We start from the raw sequence: 19,971 nt of genomic DNA, 5'->3' as shown, positions 1-19,971 counted from the left end.
GAATATGTCGAGGATCCCGGACCGCGCTTCCCGGGCAGGCGCTGTGCACTCGACACGCCGGGGCTTTCATCCAGTCGACACGCGAGAGAATAGGAAGATGAGCAGCACGCCGGAACGATCCATCGACCACGCCAAAGAAGGTCGGGCCGTGACCCTCGACTCGATCGAGCAGGCATTCGTGCGCTACGGAACCCCGGTGGGCAACCTCGAGCTGCTGCGCGGCATCGCCGCGGGCGTCGGCGAGGGAGCGACCCTGCACGGGTTCCGCACCTACTTCAAGATCGAGCGCGCCGGCGGCGGCCCCGCCCTCGAGGTGCACGACGGCTACACCACGGGCTTCCGCTCGGAGTCGGACGCCCAGCGCCTGGCCGGCGATCGTCCGCGGTGGGCCAGCCGCCGCTTCCGCGGCGCGTGGGGAATCACGCACTTCGAGACCCGTGAGCGCCCGCTCGGCGCCGCGAAGCCGAAGCGCGCCACGGCTCCGCGCAGCTCGAACGGCCCCGCCACGCCTCGCTCGGGCGCGACCGAGCCCCGCGAGGGCCAGGTCTGCATGTCGTGCTTCATGCAGATGCCCCTCACGGGCGTCTGCCCCAACTGCGGCTGAGGCTGCTGCTTCGAGACCCTGTCGGCTCCGGCCGGCGGGGTCTCTGCGTTCCCGGGCCCCGCGGGTGTCAACCCCGGTGCGGCATCCGGGCCGGCACGCGACGATCGAGGTCCCGACGACAAGAGGAGGAACCATGTCCGATCTCCGCATCGCCGTGATCCTGGGCAGCACCCGCCCCGGGCGCAACGGGAAAGCCGTCGCCGACTGGGTGGTCGAGCAGGCCGCCGGCCGCGAGGCGGCCTACGAGCTGGTCGACCTCGCCGAGCACGATCTGCCGCTGCTCGACGAGCCCGTGCCGCCGTCGCAGGGCCACTATTCGCACGAGCACACCCGTCGCTGGGCCGCGCTGGTCGCGCGGTACGACGGGTACGTGTTCGTGACGCCCGAGTACAACCACTCGACCTCGGCCGCGCTGAAGAACGCCCTCGACTACGCCTACGCCGAGTGGAACGACAAGGCCGCGGCATTCGCCGGCTACGGATCGCTCGGCGCGGGCCGGGCGGTCGAGCACCTGCGCGGCATCTGCGGCGAGCTGCAGATCGCCGACGTCCGCACGGCGCTGAACTTCCTGCTCGCGACCGACTTCGAGGACAACAGCGAGTTCATTCCGGGCGACCATCACGCCCCGATCGCGCAGGACATGTTCGCTCAGCTCGAACGCTGGGCCGGCGCCCTCCGGCCGCTGCGGGGTTAGCCTCGGTCGCATGGCGCAGCAGGATCCGGATCACCTCAGCCCGGGGGATGCGCGGGCGCAGCTCGCCCGTGTCGCCGCACCGGGCGCCCGCCCGCTCGTGACGGAGATGCCGCCCGCGGCGTCTCCCCGAGCGGCCGCGGTGCTTATGCTGTTCGGCGTGCTCGACGGCGCCCCCAGCGAGACGCGCGCCGCGGCGGTCTCGCGCGACCTCGACGTGCTGCTGCTCTCGCGCGCGGCGACGCTGCGGGCGCACCCCGGGCAGGTCGCCTTCCCCGGCGGGCGGGTCGATCCGGGCGACGCGGATCCGGCGGCCACCGCCCTGCGCGAGGCCCGCGAGGAGACGGGCCTCGACCCGCGTGGCGTCGACGTGCTCGGCGCGCTCCCCGAGGTGCCGCTGGCGTTCTCGCGGCACCTCGTCACGCCGGTGCTCGGGTGGTGGCGCGAGCCGTCGCCCGTGCGCGTGGTCGACGAGGGTGAGTCGGCCGCCGTGTTCCGCGCCCCCGTGGCAGACCTGCTCGATCCGGACCACCGCGGTGTCACCGTGATCCGGCGCGACGGGCGCGAGTGGCGCGGCCCGGCCTTCACCGTGGGGCCGCACCTCGTGTGGGGGTTCACGGCCCTGCTGCTCGACGCCCTGTTCGATCGTCTGGCCTGGACCGAGCCGTGGGATCACGACCGCCGGATCCCGCTCACCCCCTGAGCAGCGGCGGCCAGGCTTCCCAGGGGATCCCGGGAACCCAGGATCGGATCCGGCGGATCGCCCCTGCGGATCCGGGATCCCCGGAGAACCCGTGGCGGCGGCGCACCCGCGGCCACGACACTCCCTGCGCCCATCCCAGGAGCGCCGACCGCGAAGAGGGCGGGGAGCCGGATGGTAGGCTCTTCCTCTGGAAGCGTGTCCGAGCGGCCGAAGGAGCATGGCTGGAATCCATGTAGGCGGGGTAACTCGTCTCGCAGGTTCAAATCCTGTCGCTTCCGCCGCAGAGAAGCCCCGCACCTGATGGTGCGGGGCTTCTCTTATGCCCGGGCGATCATCTCTCGACGACGCGGGGCCGGATCAGCAGCGAACGCGGCATCAGCGAGGCGCGCAGGCGATCGCGGCCGGCCGGCAGCAGCACCCGCCGCACGGTCCGCAGCGAGCGGGCGAGATCCGGGCCCGCGTCGGTCGACGGGGGCGCGAAGCTCGCCCGTTCGATCGCGGCGACGAGGACGTCCAGCGCGGCCGCGGGGACACCCCGCTCGCGGGTGAGCCGGGCCGCGAAGACGCGCGGGGACTCGCTCTCGTCCACCGCGGATCCGGCGTCGATCACCAGATCCTGCAGCTCGCGCCAGGCGGCGACCGCGTGGCCGCGGGAGGCGGCGACCAGACGCGAGCGCCACCGCACCGCACGCAGCACCGCCGGGATCGACAGCAGCACAAGCGCCCCCAGGACGATCGCGAGCGTGCGCAGCAGCACCGTCGGGTCGAACCCGCGCGCCGCGCCGGTCGGGTTGTCGATGTCGCCGCGGTCCTCGAGGGCGGTGCGGGTCGGGACGGGCGTCGGCGCCGCCGTCGCGTCGGGCCCGTCCGTGGGGGCCCCGGCGGAGTCGGCGGCCGAGCTCAGCAGCGTCGGGCGACCGAGGCTCTTGGTGGGGTCGAACGGCACCCAGCCGATCCCCTCGAGGTACGCCTCCGGCCAGGCGTGCAGCTGCGAGCCGAGCACGGTGTAGACGCTCTGGTCGTCGATGTCCTCGCCGGTGTCCTCGCCCGGCAGGTAGCCGACGACCACCCGCGCGGGGATCCCGAGGGAGCGCGCCATCACCGCGAACGTCGACGCGAAGTGCACGCAGTAGCCGCTGCGCACCTCGAGGAACCGGCTGATGGCCTCGATGCCGGATCCGTCGAAGCCCTCCTCGACGGGCGCCTCGAGCGAGTACTCGAAGTCGCCGTCCGTGCGGAACCAGGACTGCAGCGCGACGAGCGCGTCGTACGCGTTGCCGGCCTCGCCGATGGCCTCCAGCGCCGCCGCGCGGATCCCCGCGACCGTGTCGACCTCGGGCAGCGTCAGCGCCTCGTTCGTGATCTCGGGTACCCCGCGCACCGAGAACGAGAACGGGATGTCGCCGCCGCCGCGCGGCATGATCTCGCGCGCCTGTTCGCGGGTCGGCTGCATCTCCTGCGAGGTGACGAGATACCGCTGGCCGAGCGAGTTCGTGCCGGACGAGCCGACCACCGTGCGGTTCAGGCGGTTGGCGCTCCACGCCCCGGTGGCGCCCGCGACCTTCGTGGCGGGGTAGGGCACCGGCAGGTACTCGCTCGTGAGCCGGGTGATCTCGATCGACGTGGTGCGCTCCTCGACCGGCGCGGTCGACTCCACGGACGCGAAGTCGAGCGATCCGCGTGTGGTGCCGTCGGGCGCCCACTGCCGCCCGTCGAAGCGGGTCAGCGTCGCCACGCGCAGGTACGGCGCCCGCGGTGCGTCGGTGTGCACACGCAGCACCTCGACGTCCTCCGGGCGGCGCAGGTCGTCGCCGAGGTCCAGCGAGGCGGTGATCGACGACGTGCGTCCGATTCCGCCGCCCACCGCGTCCGACAGCGGCACGAGCGGCGTGAGGATCAGCGCGACCACGACCGATCCGACGCCCATCACGGTGGCCCACGTCGACGCGACGGGCCCCATCTCCATCCCCGGACGGCGGACCCGGATCTCGGTGCGGACGATCCACAGGATCGCCGCGGTCAGGATCACGGCGCCCACGAGATCCGGGTCCCCCGGCACGGCGAGCTGCGGGATGGTGAAGACGACGATCACGATCGCCGCCCCCAGAAGCGGCAGGTGCGCCGCGCGCACCACGAGGCCGACGAGAAGCGCGAGCAGGCCGGTGGCCGCGACGAGGACGAACCAGAACTCGTGGCTCGGTGTGACGGGGGCGACGCCCTCGACGATCTCGGTCCCCACGATGCCGAACAGGCGCGGCAGATCCTGGACGACCCCCACGGTCGGCAGGATGCCGAGCAGCGCGTCCTCGTGGCCGAGGGCCACCGTCGAGCACACGACCCACGCCAGCGCCTCGCCCGCGACGGCGATGCCCGCGGGGAGGGAGGAGCGGCGCAGGGCCCATCCGGTCAGCAGCACGAGCGCCGTGACGAGCGTCGCGGCGAGCAGCCACGACGGGGCGATCAGGCGTGTGATCGGGAAGACGGCGGTGATCGTGGCCGCGCCCACGCCCAGGGTGAGCGCCAGGTCGCCGGACGGGCGCGGGGCCCGCGTCCGCTTCGGGGCGGGTCCCGGGGCCGCCTCGAGCAGCTCGCGCAGCGGCGCCTCAGCGACCGACATCGCCGGCCCCCTCGAGCGGCGTGGCGGCCTGGGCCTCGGCCCACGCGCCTCCCAGCTGGGTGGCCGCGCCCCACGACGCCTCGACGTCCGTCCCGAGCCGCGCCGTGTGCCAGCCGCCGCGGGCGGCCCGCTCGAGGGCATCGCCCTCGGGGCGCGCGCTCAGCAGCACGGGGCGCGACGACTGCGCGGCCACGGCGCCGAATCCGGCGACGTCCTCGCTCGTGAGGCGCCCCGTGACGAGCACCACCGGGGCCGCGGAGCGCACGATCCCACTGGAGCCGAGGCGGTGCAGGGTGTCCTCGCCGCGGGGGGAGACGGAGGCGAAGGCCACAAGCAGATCCGACATGTCCTCGTGCGACTCGACGAGGCCGATCGGCGCGCCGTCGCTGTCTGTCACGCTGACCGAGTACCCGTCGCGGGCGAGGCTCCACGCGGCCGAGACGACCAGAGTGACCGCGGCCTCGAAGCCCTCGTCGCCCCCGTGCCTCGCCGTGCCTCCCCAGCGCGCGGCGCCGCGATCGAACACGATGATCGCGTGCGGGGTGGTCTCGCGCTCCTCCTCGCGCACCATGAACGACCCGTGGTGGGCGGAGGCCCGCCAGTGGATCCGGCGCATCGAGTCGCCGGGCGCGTAGGGGCGGGGGATGAGGTTGTCGGCGCCCTGGCCGTGCCGGCCCGTCGTGAGCTGCGAGCTGCCGACCGCGCCGGGCGATCCGGGCAGGGACGGCAGGGCCACCACCGCGGGGACGATCGTCACGGGTGTGCGCATCCCCACCGTCATCCGCCGCCGCGCGAGCCCGAACGGGTCGACGGCGGCGGTCTGCAGCGGCCCGACGGCGTGCCGCCCGCGTCGCATGCCCACCACGGCATACGACACGTGCAGGGTGCCGCGGCCGCCAGGGGGCAGCTCGCCCGACGGGCCCGGCGAGGCGTCGGTCCTCACGGGGCGCAGGGCGTCCGGCAGCGCGTCGCGCCACACGCCACCCGGCACCGGCCGGATCGAGAGCTGGAGGCGCGCCTCGACATGCGACATCCCGCCGACGCTGGCGACATCGGTCGACAGCGCGCGGTCGACGTCCACGACGCGTCCCGACAGGCGCAGGCTGATCCAGCCGCCCACCACGAGCAGGATCAGCGCCAGCCCGAACAGCGCCAGCTCGACGCGTCCGAGCGACGTCGCCGCGATCAGCAGCGCGATGCCGAGCAGCACCGCGCCGAGCCCACGCGGCGTCAGCGGCGCGGCGCCCAGGGTGCGGGCGGGCGAGGAGGGGGACATGATGCGCTCAGGCTACGTCTCGGAGACCGCGAACGGGGGCGGATGCTCTGCGGTGCTCAGCGCACGGCCAGCGGCACGCGCACGGATGCCGCGATCCGCTCGAGGATCTGCGGCACCGGATCGCCGGCGCGGCTCGCGCCGGCCGCGGTGCGGGAGGGGATGAGGCGGTGCGCGAACACCGGCTCCAGCAGCTCGGTGACGTCGTCGGGGATGACGAAGCCGCGCCCGTCGAGGGCGGCCCACACCTTCGCCGCGCGCACGAGCTGCAGGGTCGAGCGCGGCGAGGCGCCCAGCAGCAGGTCCGGGTGGCTGCGCGTGGCCTGGGCCAGCGCCACCGCGTACTCCTCGATCGTCGGGGCGACGTGCACCGCCCGGGCGAAGGCGATCAGCGCCGAGACGTCGTCGACCGAGACGACGGGCCGCAGCGCCGCGAGCGGGTTCTCGGTGTCGCGCTGGCGCAGCATCAGGGCCTCGGCCGCGGCGTCGGGGTAGCCCATCGAGATCCGCAGCATAAAGCGGTCGCGCTGCGCCTCGGGGAGGGGGTAGGTGCCCTCCATCTCGAGCGGATTCTGGGTGGCGACCACGAGGAACGGATCCGGGAGCGTGTGCGATGTCCCGTCCACCGTCACCTGCCGCTCCTCCATGGCCTCGAGCAGCGCCGACTGCGTCTTGGGGGAGGAGCGGTTGATCTCGTCGGCGATCACGATGTTCGCGAAGACGGCGCCCGGGGTGAAGGTGAACTCGCGCGTGGCGGGGTTGAACACCGACACGCCCGTGACGTCGCTGGGGAGCAGATCCGGGGTGAACTGGATCCGACGCACCCGGGCCTGGATCGAGGCGGCGACGGCCCGCGCGAGCACCGTCTTGCCGACGCCGGGGACGTCCTCGATGAGCAGATGACCTTCGGCGAGCAGGGCCACGAGCGCCATGCGCACGGCCAGCGGCTTTCCGTCGATCACCGTCGAGACGGATCGGATGATCTCGTCGGTCGCGTGCCGGAAGCGCTCCGGGGTGAGGGGCTCGGGCACGGGTGCTCCATTCGTCGTCTAAACTGGTGGAAGCTCTCCGCGTGGCGACATCCAGGCCAACTCCCCCAGGACGGAAACGTAGCAAGGGTAACCAGGCTCTGTCGGGTACGCGGAGAGTCTTTTTCGCCGAGTCCCCGTGCAATGGCGCACCGGACCGGAATGAGAACGGCCGGCCCCTCCGAGGGGCCGGCCGTTCTTCTTGTCATCGGGCTACTCGGCGCCGACGCCGATCGCCTCCGCGGTCTCGAGCTCGGTCTCCTCCAGACCGTCGGCGCGGCGCAGGTGGCGGCGCCCCGTGGCGACCATCACGGCCGACACGATGAGCGCGACCACGCCGAAGACGAACGGGGCGGCGGTCGACTCGAACACCGTGTCTCCCAGCCACGACGCCAGCGGCGGGGCGACGGCGCCGCCGAGGAAGCGCACGCCCGAGTACGTGCTCGAGGCCACCGATCGCGGCAGCGTCGTGGCGTCCATCGACACCTCCGTCAGCACGGTGTTCATCACGCCCAGCAGCAGGCCGCCGACCACAACGAGCACGATCAGCGCGGTGGCGTTCGAGGCCATGGCCGCCATCAGACCCTCGGTCACGGCGAGCAGCGGCAGGATCACCAGCAGCACGGTGGTGCGGCGCATCCGGGCCGTGAGCAGCGGCGCGACGAACACCGAGCTGATCGCGACGGCGAGGCCCCAGCCGAAGAAGATCCAGCCGAGCGTCATCGCGTCCTCCATGCCCAGCGGCACAAGCGCGAACGGCGTCCAGGCGAGCAGCACGAAGAAGCCCATGTTGTAGAACAGCGCGGCGAGGGCCGTGGTGAGCAGGGCCTTGTCGCCGAGGGCGCGGAAGGGCGCCGAGAGCTTCGTGGGCTGCGGGGTGGCGCGGGGCAGGCGCAGCAGCGAGGCGACGGCGACGAAGCCGACCGCCATCAGCACGGCCGTGCCGAAGAACGGCGTGCGCCACGACACCGACCCGAGAAGGCCGCCGAGCAGCGGGCCGATGGCCAGGCCGACGCCGAGCGCCGCCTCGTACAGGATGATCGCGCCCGCGGCGCCCCCCGTCGAGGCGCCGATGATGGTGGCGAGCGCCGTCGAGATGAACAGCGCGTTGCCGAGGCCCCAGCCGGCGCGGAAGCCGATCACGCCGAACACGCTGTCGGCCAGACCCGCCAGGGTGGCGAAGACGACGATCACGGCGAGGCCGATCAGCAGGGTGCGCTTGGGCCCGATGCGGCTCGAGAGCCACGAGGTGAAGAACATCGCCGCGCCCGTGATGAGCAGGTAGGTCGTGAACAGCAGCGACGTCTCGGTCGGCGACGCCTGCAGCTCGCGCGCGATCGCCGGGAGGATCGGATCGACCAGGCCGATGCCCATGAACGACACGACGCACGCGAACGCGATCGCCCAGACGGCCAGGGGCTGCTTCAGGATTCCGGCGGGGGAGTGGGTGCTCATTCGGCTCCGATCGTGACGTCTGCGGTGCGCGCCTCGAGAAGCGCGGCGGTGGTGAGGACCGCGGCCCATTCGTCGTCCGTGAGGTCCGCGAACCGCGGCGCCAGCACCGTCCGCACGGTCTCGATCCAGTCGGCGCGGGCGGCGCGACCCGCATCGGTGATCCGGATCACCACCGCGCGCGCGTCGGACGGATCGGGGTGCTTCTCGACGAGCCCCGCGACGGTCATGCCGCGCACCAGCCGGGTGATGCCCGGCTGGGTCACGCGGCAGGCCGCGGCGAGGGCGCCGAGGCGCAGCGGGCCGTGGTTGTGCAGCACGGACAGCGCGCGCCACTGGGCGGCGGGGGTCGTGGAGCCGGTCTCGCGGGCGACGGCGAGACCGAGTCGGTGACTCGAGGTCAGGACGTCGAGCACCGCCTCGATGTTTTCCATATCCCGATTATATAACTCGGGTATGGAAAGGGGGTCGTTCGATGTCGAACCGCCCCTGTCCGCGGGTCGGTGGCCGCCCATAGGCTGAGCCACGTGGCCAGGAGCATCTACATCACCTCTGCGGAGGGGCACTCGGGCAAGTCCACGATCGCGCTGGGCGTGATCGACGCGCTGAGCCGCGCGACGCCGAGGGTGGGCGTGTTCCGCGCGGTGACCCGGGCCAAGGACGAGCGCGACTGGGTGCTCGAGGCGCTCCTCGCCCATGACGGCGTCGACCTCGCGTACGACGACTGCATCGGCGTCGACTACGACGAGGTGCGCGCCGACCCCGAGGCCGCCCTCGGCACGATCGTGTCCCGGTTCAAGGCCATCGAGGCGCAGTCTGACGCCGTCGTGGTGCTCGGATCCGACTACACCGACGTGGGGAGCCCCGCAGAGCTCGCCTACAACGCGCGCATCGCCGCAAACCTCGGCGCCCCCGTGCTGCTGGTGCTCGGCGGCCGCGCGCAGCAGGGCCACGGCGAGCAGCTCGGCACCGCCGCCGCCCGCACGCCCGAGGAGATCGAGCAGCTCGCCCACCTCGCCATCCCCGAGCTCCAGAAGGGCCGCGCCGAGCTCGCGGCCACGGTGGTCAACCGCGCCGACCCGGCCCTGCTCTCCGAGATCATCGGCGCCGTGCGCAACGTCATCGGCGAGAGCCACCCCGTGTGGGCGCTCCCCGAGGAGCGGCTGCTCGTGGCCCCGTCGATGGCCGAGATCACCCGCGCCATCGGCGGAACGCGTGTGCGCGGCGACGATCCCGCGTTCGCGCGGGAGGCCCTCGGCGTGGTCATCGCCGGCATGTCGATGGTCAACGTGCTGCCGCGCCTGACCGAGAGCGCCGTGGTGGTCATCCCCGCCGACCGCACCGAGGTGCTCATCGCGGCCCTCCTCGCGAACCAGTCGGGCACGTTCCCGTCGCTGACGGGGGTGATCCTGAACGGGCCCTTCCCCGTGCCCGGCGACGTCCTGCGGCTCATCGACGGCCTGGCCTCGAACCTCCCGATCGTCACGACCGACCTCGGCACCTACGAGACCGCGGTGCGCGTGATGAGCGCACGCGGTCGCGCCACCGGCGAGGGCAGCCGCTACGACACGGCGCTCGCGCTGTTCGAGCAGCACGTCGACACCGACGAGCTCACCCGCGTGCTGGGCGTGGCCCGCGCCACGGTCGTCACCCCGCTGATGTTCGAGTACGGCCTGATCGAGCGCGCCCGCGCCGACCGGCGCCGCATCGTGCTGCCCGAGGGCGGCGACGACCGCGTGCTCAAGGCGTCGGCCACGCTCCTCAAGCGCGGCGTCGCCGACCTGACGATCCTCGGCGAGCCCGACGCCATCCGCTCGCGCGCGACCGAGCTCGGCATCGACCTGTCCGGCGCCGACCTGGTGAGCCCGTTCGATCCCGAGCTGGTCGACCGCTTCGCGACCGAGTACGCCCGGCTGCGCGCGCACAAGGGCGTCACGTACGAGAAGGCCGCCGACACCGTCACCGACGTGTCGTACTTCGGCACGATGATGGTGCACCTCGGTCTCGCCGACGGCATGGTGTCGGGCGCCGCGCACACGACGGCGCACACGATCCGCCCGGCCTTCGAGATCATCAAGACCAAGCCCGGCGTCTCGGTCGTCTCGAGCGTGTTCCTGATGGCCCTCGCCGACCGCGTCCTCGTCTACGGCGACTGCGCGGTGATCCCGGATCCCACAAGCGAGCAGCTCGCGGACATCGCGATCTCGTCGGCCGCCACGGCCGCCCAGTTCGGCGTCGAGCCGCGGGTCGCGATGCTGTCGTACTCGACGGGCGAGAGCGGATCCGGTGCCGACGTCGAGAAGGTGCGCGCGGCGGCGCAGCTCGCCCACGAGCGCGCCCCCGAGCTGCCGCTCGAGGGCCCGATCCAGTACGACGCCGCCGCCGACGCCGCGGTGGCCAAGGCCAAGCTGCCCGACTCGGATGTCGCCGGCCGCGCCACGGTGTTCGTCTTCCCCGACCTCAACACGGGCAACAACACCTACAAGGCCGTGCAGCGCTCCGCCGGGGCGCTCGCGATCGGCCCCGTGCTGCAGGGCCTCAACAAGCCCATCAACGACCTCTCGCGCGGGGCGCTGGTGCAGGACATCGTCAACACGGTCGCGATCACCGCGATCCAGGCCCAGGTGGTCGTCGAGTGAGCGAAGCGAATCGAGACGCGGCGGACCTCGGGCAGACAGGAGCCTCATGAGCATCGTCCTCGTCGTCAACAGCGGCTCGTCGTCGTTCAAGTACCAGCTGCTCGACATGGTCAGCGAGCGGGTGCTCGCCTCCGGCCTCGTCGAGCGGATCGGCCAGGGCACCGGTCGTGCCACGCACACCATCCGCTCCTGGGCGGAGCCCGGCCAGCCGGCGCCGACGGTGCTCGAGGCCACGCACGAGATCGAGCGCCCGATCCCGGATCACACGGTCGGCTTCTCGGTCATGCTCGAGGCCTTCGCGCAGCACGGCCCCTCGCTCGACGAGCACGCTCCGGTCGCGGTCGGGCACCGCGTGGTGCACGGCGGCGCGCGCTTCTTCGAGGCGACGGTGATCACCGACCTCGTCGAGATCAACATCGACGACCTCTCGGTGCTCGCGCCGCTGCACAATCCCGGCGCGCTGCAGGGCATCCGCGCCGCCCGCCGCAGCTTCGCCGACATCCCGCACGTCGCCGTGTTCGACACGGCCTTCCACCAGACGCTGCCGCCGGCCGCGTACACCTACGCGATCGACCGCGAGCTGGCCGACAAGCACCGGGTGCGACGGTACGGATTCCACGGCACCAGCCACGCCTACGTCAGCGCCAGGGCCGCCGAGTTCCTCGGTCGCGACGTCGCCGACCTCAAGCAGATCGTCTTCCACCTCGGCAACGGCGCGTCCGTCACCGCCGTGGACGGCGGGCGCTCGGTCGAGACCTCGATGGGCCTCACCCCCCTCGAGGGCCTCGTGATGGGCACGCGCTCGGGCGACCTCGACCCGGCGGTGCTGCTGCACCTGGCGCGCCGTGCCTCGCTCTCGATCGACGACCTCGACACGCTGCTGAACAAGAAGAGCGGTGTGCTCGGTCTCGCGGGCGTGAGCGACATGCGCGACCTCTCGGCCCGGCGCGAGGCCGGCGATGCCGACGCGCAGCTGGCGTTCGATGTGTACCTGCACCGGCTGCGCGCCTACGCCGGGGCCTACATCGCCCAGCTGGGCGGCGTCGACGTCATCTCGTTCACCGCCGGCGTGGGGGAGAACGCCCCCGAGATCCGCGAGGGGGCGGTCGCCACCCTCGGGTTCGCGGGTGTCGAGCTCGACCCCGAGCGCAACGCCGTCCGCGGGCACGATCCGCGGCTCATCTCCACCGACGCATCGAAGGTCGCCGTGCTCGTGGTGCCCACCAACGAGGAGCTCGAGATCGCCCGCCAGGCGCTCGCCGCGACCGCCGACGACTGACTCGCCCCGCGCGGGCGCGAACCCGCGTGCCGCCGGGCACCCACCGGACATATCCGCGTAACAGGCCCGGGGTTACGCTGGCCGTGTCGCCCACTGATCAGGAGGACGTGCCGTGCAGGAACTGCCCGATCTCACCGCCTACGACGCGGTGCTGTTCGACCTCGACGGCGTCGTCACGCCGACCGCCGAGGTGCACATGCACGCCTGGCAGGTGATGTTCGAGCAGCTGTTCGCCGACTGGGGCATCACGCCCGCGTACACGCCGGACGACTACTTCGACCACCTCGACGGCAAGAAGCGCTACGACGGCGTGGCCGCCCTGCTGCGCAGCCGCGATGTCGAGGTGCCGTGGGGCGATCCGTCCGACGACCCCGCCGCCGACACGGTCTGCGGCATCGGCAACCGCAAGAACGCCGTGTTCTCGCGCGTGCTGAACGAGGACGGCATCGCCGCCTACCCCGGCACGCTGCGCCTGCTCGACGTCCTCGACGCGGCGGGCATCCCTGCCGCCATCGTCTCCAGCTCGAAGAACGCCGGCGACGTGCTCGCCGCGGCGGGCGTCACCGACCGCTTCGCGGTCATCGTCGACGGGGTGGTCGCCGAGCGCGAGCACCTGCCCTCCAAGCCCGCCCCCGACGTGTTCCTCGTGGCCGCGCAGCGCCTGGGTGTGACCCCCGCGCGCACGGTCGCCATCGAGGACGCCATCTCCGGCGTCGAGTCGGCCGCGGCCGGCGCGTTCGCGCTGGTGGTGGGCGTCGACCGCGGGGCGGGCGCGGACGCGCTCACGGCCGCGGGCGCGCACGTCGTCGTCTCGGATCTGGCCGAGTTCGTCGACGCTCCCAGCGTCTGACCCGGATCCGGATCCGATACTCGTAACGTCCCCAGACGATCCCTGAACCCGAATCGGAAGGATCCTGCATGATCGATCGCGAACGCTTCCCCGTCGACCCCTGGCGCCTCATCGAGAAGCGCTATTCGGGCGAGGACGCGGGCGTCACCGAGACGCTCTTCGCGGTCGGCAACGGATACCTCGGTCTGCGCGGCAACCACCCCGAGGGGCGGCACGCGCACGAGCACGGCACGTTCATCAACGGGTTCCACGAGACGTGGCCGATCCGGCACGCCGAGCAGGCGTACGGCTTCGCCGAGGTCGGGCAGACGATCATCAACGCCCCCGACGCCAAGGTCATGCGCCTCTACGTCGACGACGAGCCCCTGTCGCTCGACGTCGCCGAGATGCGCGAGTACGAGCGGGTGCTCGACATGCGCGACGGCGTCTACCGTCGCCGCCTGCTGTGGCGGACGCCGGCGGGCAAGGACGTGCTGGTCGAGGAGGACCGCATGGTGTCCTTCGCCGAGAGGCACCTCGCCATCATGCGGATGACCGTGACGCTGCTCGACGAGGACGCGCCCGTCACCATCTCGTCGCAGCTCGTGAACCGGCAGGACGGCGAGAGCGTCTACGGCGGCCTCCCCGCGCACGTCCGCAAGGCGCAGGGCGCGGCGACCTTCGACCCGCGCAAGTCCGAGAAGATCGCCGAGCGGGTGCTGCAGCCGCAGGAGTACTGGCAGGATGGGCTGCGCTCGGCGCTGTCGTACCGGGCGACGGAGTCGGGGATGACGATCGCCGTCGCCGCCCACCACGAGGTCGTCACCGAGAACGAGCTCGACATCCGTCAGCTGGTCGAGCCGGACATCGCCAAGCACGTCTTCCGGGCGCAGGCGAAGGTCGGCGTGCCGATCACGATCACCAAGGTGGTGGCGTACCACACGTCCCGCGGCATGCCCGCGCGCGAGCTCGTCGACCGCTGCCGCCGCACCCTGGATCGGGTGGGCCGCCTGGGCATCGACGAGCAGTTCCGGCGCCAGCGCGCCTGGATGGACGACTACTGGGATCGCTCGGACGTGCGGATCGCGGGGCAGGAGAGCCTGCAGCAGGCGACGCGCTGGTGCCTGTTCCAGCTCGCGCAGGCCGCGGCCCGCGCCGATGGGTTCGGCGTCTCGGCGAAGGGCGTGACGGGATCCGGGTACTCCGGCCACTACTTCTGGGACACCGAGATCTACGTCCTGCCGTTCCTGGCCTACACGACCCCGTTGTGGGCGCGGAACGCGATGCGCATGCGCACGATGATGCTCCCCGCGGCCCGCCGCCGGGCCGCGCAGCTGAACGAGGCCGGCGCGCTGTTCCCCTGGCGCACGATCAACGGCGAGGAGGCCTCCGCGTACTACGCGGCGGGCACCGCGCAGTACCACATCAACGCCGACATCTCGTATGCGATCACGAAGTACTGCCGCGCCTCGGACGACTTCGACTTCCTCAAGCGCGAGGGCGCCGACGTGCTCGTCGAGACCGCGCGCCTGTGGGTGACGCTGGGCTTCTGGCGCTCCTACGAGGGCACCGAGTCGTTCCACATCCACGGCGTCACCGGCCCCGACGAGTACACGACCGTCGTCAACGACAACCTCTTCACGAACGTCATGGCGCGCTTCAACCTGCGGGCAGCGGCCCGCAGCGTGCGCGAGATCGCCGAGCGCGACCCCGCCGCGTTCCGTCTGCTCGCCGACCGCGTCGAGCTGGATCCGTCCGAGCCCGAGTCGTGGGAGCGCGCGGCCGACGCCATGCACATCCCGTACTCGGAGAACTTCGGGATCCACCCGCAGGACTCGCTGTTCCTCGAGCGCGAGGTCTGGGACCTCGAGCACACCCCGAAGGAGCAGCGCCCGCTGCTGCTGCACTTCCACCCGCTGGTGATCTACCGGTTCCAGGTGCTGAAGCAGGCCGACGTGGTGCTGGCGCTGTTCCTGCAGGGCAACCACTTCACGCCCGAGGAGAAGCGCGCCGACTTCGACTACTACGACCCGCTGACGACCGGCGACTCGACCCTCTCGGCGGTGGTGCAGGCGATCCTCGCCGCCGAGGTCGGGTACCAGGATCTCGCGCACCAGTACTTCGAGGAGGCGCTGTTCGTCGACCTCGGCGACCTGCACCACAACGCGGCCGACGGCGTGCACGTGGCGTCCGCCGGCGGCGTGTGGACGGCGCTCGTGTCCGGCTTCGGCGGCATGCGCGACTACTACGGCGAGCTCACCTTCGACCCGCGCCTGCCCGTCGACTGGCCCGAGCTCGCGTACTCCCTGCAGTGGAGGAGCCAGGTCCTCGACATCGTGCTGCGACGCACCGAGATGCGCGTGGCCGTGCGCCCGGGCGGCTCGGGCGATCCGGTGCCCTTCGAGGTCCGCGGCAAGGCGTATCTCGTCTCCTCCGACCAGGAGGTCGTGATCCCGCTCGCCGACCAGGGGCCCGTCGTCCACGGGCGGCCGCGGCTCAAGCCGGTGTCCGAGATCCGCGGTGTCGACGATCGGCCGGCCGACCAGGCCATCCCCGTCGACGTCCACCCGACGCTGCCCCCGGTGACCACGTCGATCCCGATCATCCCGGACACGGCGGCCATCGATGAGTGACGTGCTGATCGCCGCCGACGAGCTCGCCTCCCGCCTCGGCGAGGTGACCCTCCTCGACGTGCGCTGGACGCTCGCGGCGCCCGAGGCCGGTCATCCGGCGTACCTCGCCGGGCACATCCCCGGCGCGGTGTTCGTCGATCTGCACCACGAGCTGGCGGATCCGACGCGGCCCGCCACCGAGGGCCGCCACCCGCTGCCCGCGATCGAGGATCTGCAGCGCGCCGCGCGCTCCTGGGGCGTCACCGCGGGCCGGCCGGTCGTGGTCTACGACGACTCGTCCGGCATGGCGGCCGCCCGCGCGTGGTGGCTGCTGCGTCACGCCGGCGTCGCCGACGTGCGGGTGCTCGACGGCGGGCTGAAGGCCTGGACCGGCGAGCGGGAGGCCGGATCCGTCGCGCCCGCGGACGGCGACATCACGCTCGCGTACGGCGCGATGCCGGTGCTCACCGCCGACGAGGCCGCGGCCCTTCCCGCCGCCGGCGCCCTGCTCGATGCGCGCGCGGGGGAGCGCTACCGCGGCGAGACCGAGCCCATCGATCCCCGCGCCGGTCACATCCCCGGCGCCCTGTCGGCCCCCACCACCGAGAACCTCGACGCGGCGGGGCGTCTCCTCCCGGCCGAACAGCTGCGGGAGCGCTTCCTCGCCCTCGGCGTGGATCCGTCCCGCCCCGTCGGCGCCTACTGCGGCTCCGGGGTGACCGCCGCGCACACGCTGCTGGCGCTCGCCGCGGCCGGCATCGACGGCGCTCTCTACCCCGGCTCGTGGAGTCAGTGGTCGAACCTGACCGATCGCCCGGTGGCGGTGGGCTCGGCCCCCTGAGGGTTCGGCGGGTGACGCCCGGCTCAATGTCGGGGCCCTCCCGTAGGCTGTCCCGGTGACCACCGCTCTGTACCGCCGCTACCGACCCGAGACCTTCGGCGAGATGATCGGCCAGGCTCAGGTCACCGATCCGCTGATGACCGCGCTGCGCGGCGACCGCATCGGCCACGCCTACCTGTTCTCGGGTCCGCGCGGCTGCGGCAAGACCACGTCGGCCCGCATCCTGGCGCGCTGCCTGAACTGCGCCGAGGGGCCCACCGACACCCCCTGCGGCACCTGCGACAGCTGCGTCGAGCTGTCCCGCGCGGGCGGCGGCTCGCTCGACGTCGTCGAGATCGACGCCGCCAGCCACAACGGCGTCGACGACGCCCGCGACCTGCGCGAGCGCGCGGTGTTCGCGCCGGCGCGCGACCGCTTCAAGATCTTCATCCTCGACGAGGCGCACATGGTCACGCCGCAGGGCTTCAACGCCCTGCTGAAGCTCGTCGAAGAGCCGCCGGCGCACGTCAAGTTCATCTTCGCGACGACCGAGCCCGACAAGGTCATCGGCACCATCCGCTCGCGCACCCACCACTACCCGTTCCGCCTTGTGCCGCCCGCGGCGATGCTCGACTACGTCCAGTCGCTCTGCGACCAGGAGGGTGTGAAGGTCGAGTCGGGCGTGCTGCCGCTGGTGGTGCGCGCCGGTGGCGGTTCGCCCCGTGACACGCTCTCGATCCTGGATCAGCTGATCGCCGGCTCCGAGGAGGGGGCGGTCGGCTACCAGCGCGCGGTCGCCCTGCTCGGCTACACGCACGGCGAGCTGCTCGACGGCGTCATCGACGCCTTCGCCTCGGGCGACGCCGGCTCGGCATTCGGCGCCGTCGACCGCGTGGTGCAGACGGGACAGGATCCGCGCCGCTTCGTCGACGACCTGCTCGAGCGCCTGCGCGACCTGATCGTCATCGCCGCGACCGGCGCCGGCGCCTCGGCGGTGCTGCGCGGCATCCCGGCCGACGAGCTCGGGCGCATGTCCGGCCAGGCCCAGCGCCTCGGCGGCGACCGCCTGTCGAAGACCGCCGACATCGTCAGCGCCGCCCTCGACGCCATGACCGGCGCGACCTCGCCGCGCCTGCAGCTCGAGCTGATGATCGCGCGGGTCCTCGCCGGGGCGCTCGCCGCCGCGGGCGACACCGCGCCGGCGGTCGCCGCGCCCGCACCCGCTTCGCGGCCCGCGCCCGCCGCGTCGGCACCCGCGCCCGCTGCGGCGCCCGCCCCGGTGGCGGCTCCGTCCGCTGCTGCGCCCGCTGCGGCACCTGCCCCGGCCCCGCGGATCCCGAACCCGGCCGCCGAGCCCACCGCATCGCCGATCCCGGACCCCGCCGGCGCCCCCGCCGCCTCCGTTCCGGATCCGCGCCCGGTCGCCTCCCCGATCCCTGATCCCGCCGGCACTCCCGCGCAGGCTCCTGCGACGGCACGGCCCGACGCCCGTCCGGCGACCGCGCCTGCCTCGACGGCGCCCGCCACCGGCGGGGCGCCCAGCGGCTCGGCGGCTGGCGCGCAGACCAGCTGGAACGTGGTCGCCCCCGGCTCCGCGCCGTCGCCCACCGCCGCGCCGCAGAGCGACGACGTCCCTGCCGCGGGCTGGGCCACGGTCGCGCCCGGCTCCGCCCCGTCCACGTCCGCTGCCGCGCCCGCGAAGCCCGCCCCGGCTCACGAGGCGGCGCCGGCGAAGGCGCCCGCGGTGCAGGATCCCGCCGCCCCGGCGGCCCCTGCCACGGCGGCGCCGGCTGCGTCGGCCGATCCTGGTCCGGCGTCCGGCGCAGCCGCGCCCCAGGCCGCGGCACCCGCGCCGCAGGGCGGCCCCCTGACCCACGAGGCGGTCACTGCCGCGTGGGACACGATCCTCGGCCGGCTCCAGGGCATCAGCCGCGCCAGCTGGCTTGTGGTCTCCGAAGCGCGGATCCTCGGGGTGCGCCCCGGCGACATCCTCGGGCTCGGCTTCTCGAACGAGGGCGACCTCGCGAAGTTCAAGACCCGCACGCCCGAGGGCGGGATCAGCGAGGATCTGCGCTCCGCGATCCAGGCCGTGCTCGGCGTGAGCGTGAAGTACGTCGCGAACCTCGCCCCGGCCCAGGCCGCGCGCGAGGGCGGCAGCCGTCCGCAGGCGGGTCAGAACCCCGCCGAGCCTGCGCCCGCCGACCCCGACCCGGCGCGGGCAGCCGCGCCGTCGGCGTCGCCCTACGACGACGTCCCGCCCGAGCCGGATGACTACGAGCCCTACCCGGGTGAGGATCCGTACGCTCCCGCCCCGCAGGCGCGCACGGCACCGGCGGCCTCGCGACCCGCGCCCCCGCGCGACGTGCCCGCGACCCCTGTCTCGAACTGGACGATCGCGTCGATCCCGAACCCGGGTCACGTCCCGGTGCTCGCCGTCGACGACGACCCCGAGGAGGCCGCCGTCCCCGCGTCGGCGCGCGTCGCCACACTCGAGCGCGAGGGTGAGGTCCTCCCCACCGAGGTGCCGATCGATGCGGAGGACGGTCCCGCCGTCCCGCTGCGCCAGGCCGTGACGGTCCAGCGTCGCGTCATCCAGACCGACGGCGCGCAGCGCTACGGCGAGGCCGTGGTGCGCCAGATCCTCGAGGCGCGGTTCCTGCACGAGGAGCCGTACGAGCCCCCGACCCGTTTCCAGTAGGAGCCACTGAATGTACGACGGCATCGTCCAGGAGCTGGTCGACGAGCTCGGCCGCCTTCCCGGCATCGGCCCGAAGTCGGCCCAGCGCATCGCGTTCCACATCCTGCAGACGCCGTCCTTCGACGTCTCGCGGCTGTCCGAGCTGCTGCGCGAGGTGCGTGAGCGCGTGAAGTTCTGCGAGATCTGCGGCAACGTGTCCGAGCAGGACACCTGCGTGATCTGCCGCGACCCGCGCCGCAACCGCACCCTGATCTGCGTGGTCGAGGACGCCAAGGACGTCGCGGCCATCGAGCGCACGCGTGAGTTCCGCGGTCTGTACCACGTGCTCGGCGGCGCGATCAGCCCGATCGCCGGCATCGGCCCGGGCGAGCTGCGCATCCAGGAGCTCATGTCGCGCCTGGCCGACGGCGAGGTGCAGGAGGTCATCCTCGCCACGAACCCGAACCTCGAGGGCGAGGCCACGTCGACCTACCTCAGCCGCCTGCTGATGGCCCTCGACATCACGGTCTCCCGCCTGGCCTCGGGCCTCCCGGTCGGCGGCGACCTCGAGTACGCCGACGAGGTCACCCTGGGCCGCGCCTTCGAGGGCCGCCGCGTCCTCTGACCCCCGCCCCGGGGCGCCGCTCCCTCGTTCGTTGAGTGAGCGAGGAACGAGCGAGTCGAAAACTGCCCGCGCTCCGTGTGGCCCGCATCCGGGTTCAGCCGGATCCTGCAAACATAGGGTGG

The 19,971-nt window shown here is 73.0% G+C and carries 15 protein-coding genes, 1 tRNA gene and 1 other RNA gene; 12 read left to right on the top strand and 5 right to left on the bottom strand.

Features of this window, described 5'->3' with window-relative positions; translation table 11 throughout:
• Positions 1–97: 97 nt before the first annotated feature.
• The 4 genes from ACOKGD_RS12410 to ACOKGD_RS12395 all read left to right on the top strand — a co-directional run bounded on the left by ACOKGD_RS12410 (position 98) and on the right by ACOKGD_RS12395 (position 2,276).
• Positions 98–604 (top strand): hypothetical protein, encoded by a 507-nt coding sequence (locus ACOKGD_RS12410; protein ID WP_342337525.1) that lies wholly within the window; start codon positions 98–100, stop codon positions 602–604.
• 133 nt (positions 605–737) lie between these two features.
• Entirely contained in the window at positions 738–1,298 is a 561-nt protein-coding gene (locus ACOKGD_RS12405; protein WP_342337524.1) for an NADPH-dependent FMN reductase, read from the top strand.
• Positions 1,299–1,308: 10 nt separating this feature from the next.
• Positions 1,309–1,998: an NUDIX hydrolase gene (locus ACOKGD_RS12400; RefSeq protein ID WP_421355052.1), complete on the top strand. Its 690-nt coding sequence runs from the start codon at positions 1,309–1,311 to the stop codon at positions 1,996–1,998.
• Between the two features lie 189 nt (positions 1,999–2,187).
• Positions 2,188–2,276: transfer RNA gene (locus ACOKGD_RS12395), tRNA-Ser, on the top strand.
• A 53-nt stretch (positions 2,277–2,329) separates the two neighbouring features.
• Here ACOKGD_RS12395 and ACOKGD_RS12390 read toward each other — a convergent pair.
• From ACOKGD_RS12390 to ACOKGD_RS12380, 3 genes are read right to left on the bottom strand one after another with little or no spacing between them, the layout of a single operon-like run.
• Positions 2,330–4,615: a transglutaminase family protein gene (locus ACOKGD_RS12390; RefSeq protein WP_342337523.1), complete on the bottom strand. Its 2,286-nt coding sequence runs from the start codon at positions 4,613–4,615 to the stop codon at positions 2,330–2,332.
• Positions 4,602–5,891, bottom strand: a complete 1,290-nt coding sequence (locus ACOKGD_RS12385; RefSeq protein WP_342337522.1) for a DUF58 domain-containing protein — start codon at positions 5,889–5,891, stop codon at positions 4,602–4,604. The genes ACOKGD_RS12390 and ACOKGD_RS12385 overlap by 14 nt, the downstream gene beginning before the upstream one ends.
• Positions 5,892–5,947: 56 nt before the next feature.
• Positions 5,948–6,919, bottom strand: a complete 972-nt coding sequence (locus ACOKGD_RS12380; RefSeq protein ID WP_342337521.1) for an AAA family ATPase — start codon at positions 6,917–6,919, stop codon at positions 5,948–5,950.
• A gap of 28 nt (positions 6,920–6,947) precedes the next feature.
• Between ACOKGD_RS12380 and ffs the strand changes: the two genes are divergently transcribed.
• An RNA gene (gene ffs / locus ACOKGD_RS12375) (signal recognition particle sRNA small type) lies at positions 6,948–7,044 on the top strand.
• 85 nt (positions 7,045–7,129) lie between these two features.
• Here ffs and ACOKGD_RS12370 read toward each other — a convergent pair.
• A complete protein-coding gene (locus ACOKGD_RS12370; protein ID WP_342337520.1) occupies positions 7,130–8,371 on the bottom strand; it encodes an MFS transporter in 1,242 nt (413 codons plus the stop codon).
• A complete protein-coding gene (locus ACOKGD_RS12365; RefSeq protein ID WP_342337519.1) occupies positions 8,368–8,802 on the bottom strand; it encodes a MarR family winged helix-turn-helix transcriptional regulator in 435 nt (144 codons plus the stop codon). Before ACOKGD_RS12365 ends, ACOKGD_RS12370 begins: the two co-directional genes overlap by 4 nt.
• Before the next feature lie 93 nt (positions 8,803–8,895).
• Between ACOKGD_RS12365 and pta the strand changes: the two genes are divergently transcribed.
• The 7 genes from pta (at position 8,896) to recR (ending at position 19,849) form a co-directional block, all read left to right on the top strand.
• Positions 8,896–11,007 carry a phosphate acetyltransferase gene (pta, locus tag ACOKGD_RS12360; protein WP_342337518.1) on the top strand — a complete coding sequence of 704 codons (2,112 nt, stop codon included), beginning with the start codon at positions 8,896–8,898 and terminating at the stop codon, positions 11,005–11,007.
• 46 nt (positions 11,008–11,053) lie between these two features.
• Positions 11,054–12,286: an acetate/propionate family kinase gene (locus tag ACOKGD_RS12355; RefSeq protein WP_342337517.1), complete on the top strand. Its 1,233-nt coding sequence runs from the start codon at positions 11,054–11,056 to the stop codon at positions 12,284–12,286.
• Between the two features lie 112 nt (positions 12,287–12,398).
• Positions 12,399–13,136 carry an HAD family hydrolase gene (locus ACOKGD_RS12350; RefSeq protein WP_342337516.1) on the top strand — a complete coding sequence of 246 codons (738 nt, stop codon included), beginning with the start codon at positions 12,399–12,401 and terminating at the stop codon, positions 13,134–13,136.
• A 68-nt stretch (positions 13,137–13,204) separates the two neighbouring features.
• On the top strand, positions 13,205–15,748 hold the full coding sequence (locus tag ACOKGD_RS12345; RefSeq protein ID WP_342337515.1) for a glycoside hydrolase family 65 protein: 2,544 nt from the start codon (positions 13,205–13,207) through the stop codon (positions 15,746–15,748).
• The gene (locus tag ACOKGD_RS12340) at positions 15,741–16,568 is read left to right on the top strand and encodes a sulfurtransferase (RefSeq protein WP_342337514.1); all 828 of its coding nucleotides are present in this window, start codon (positions 15,741–15,743) and stop codon (positions 16,566–16,568) included. Before ACOKGD_RS12345 ends, ACOKGD_RS12340 begins: the two co-directional genes overlap by 8 nt.
• 55 nt (positions 16,569–16,623) lie before the next feature.
• On the top strand, positions 16,624–19,245 hold the full coding sequence (locus tag ACOKGD_RS12335; RefSeq protein WP_342337513.1) for a DNA polymerase III subunit gamma and tau: 2,622 nt from the start codon (positions 16,624–16,626) through the stop codon (positions 19,243–19,245).
• Positions 19,246–19,255: 10 nt separating this feature from the next.
• Positions 19,256–19,849, top strand: a complete 594-nt coding sequence (gene recR / locus ACOKGD_RS12330; RefSeq protein WP_342337512.1) for a recombination mediator RecR — start codon at positions 19,256–19,258, stop codon at positions 19,847–19,849.
• Positions 19,850–19,971: the final 122 nt, after the last annotated feature.

This window comes from Microbacterium phosphatis, assembly GCF_049177115.1.
Classification (GTDB): Bacteria; Actinomycetota; Actinomycetes; order Actinomycetales; family Microbacteriaceae; genus Microbacterium; species Microbacterium phosphatis.
Note: the sequence above shows the minus strand (reverse complement) of the source record. Positions and strands in the feature narration are given on the sequence as shown.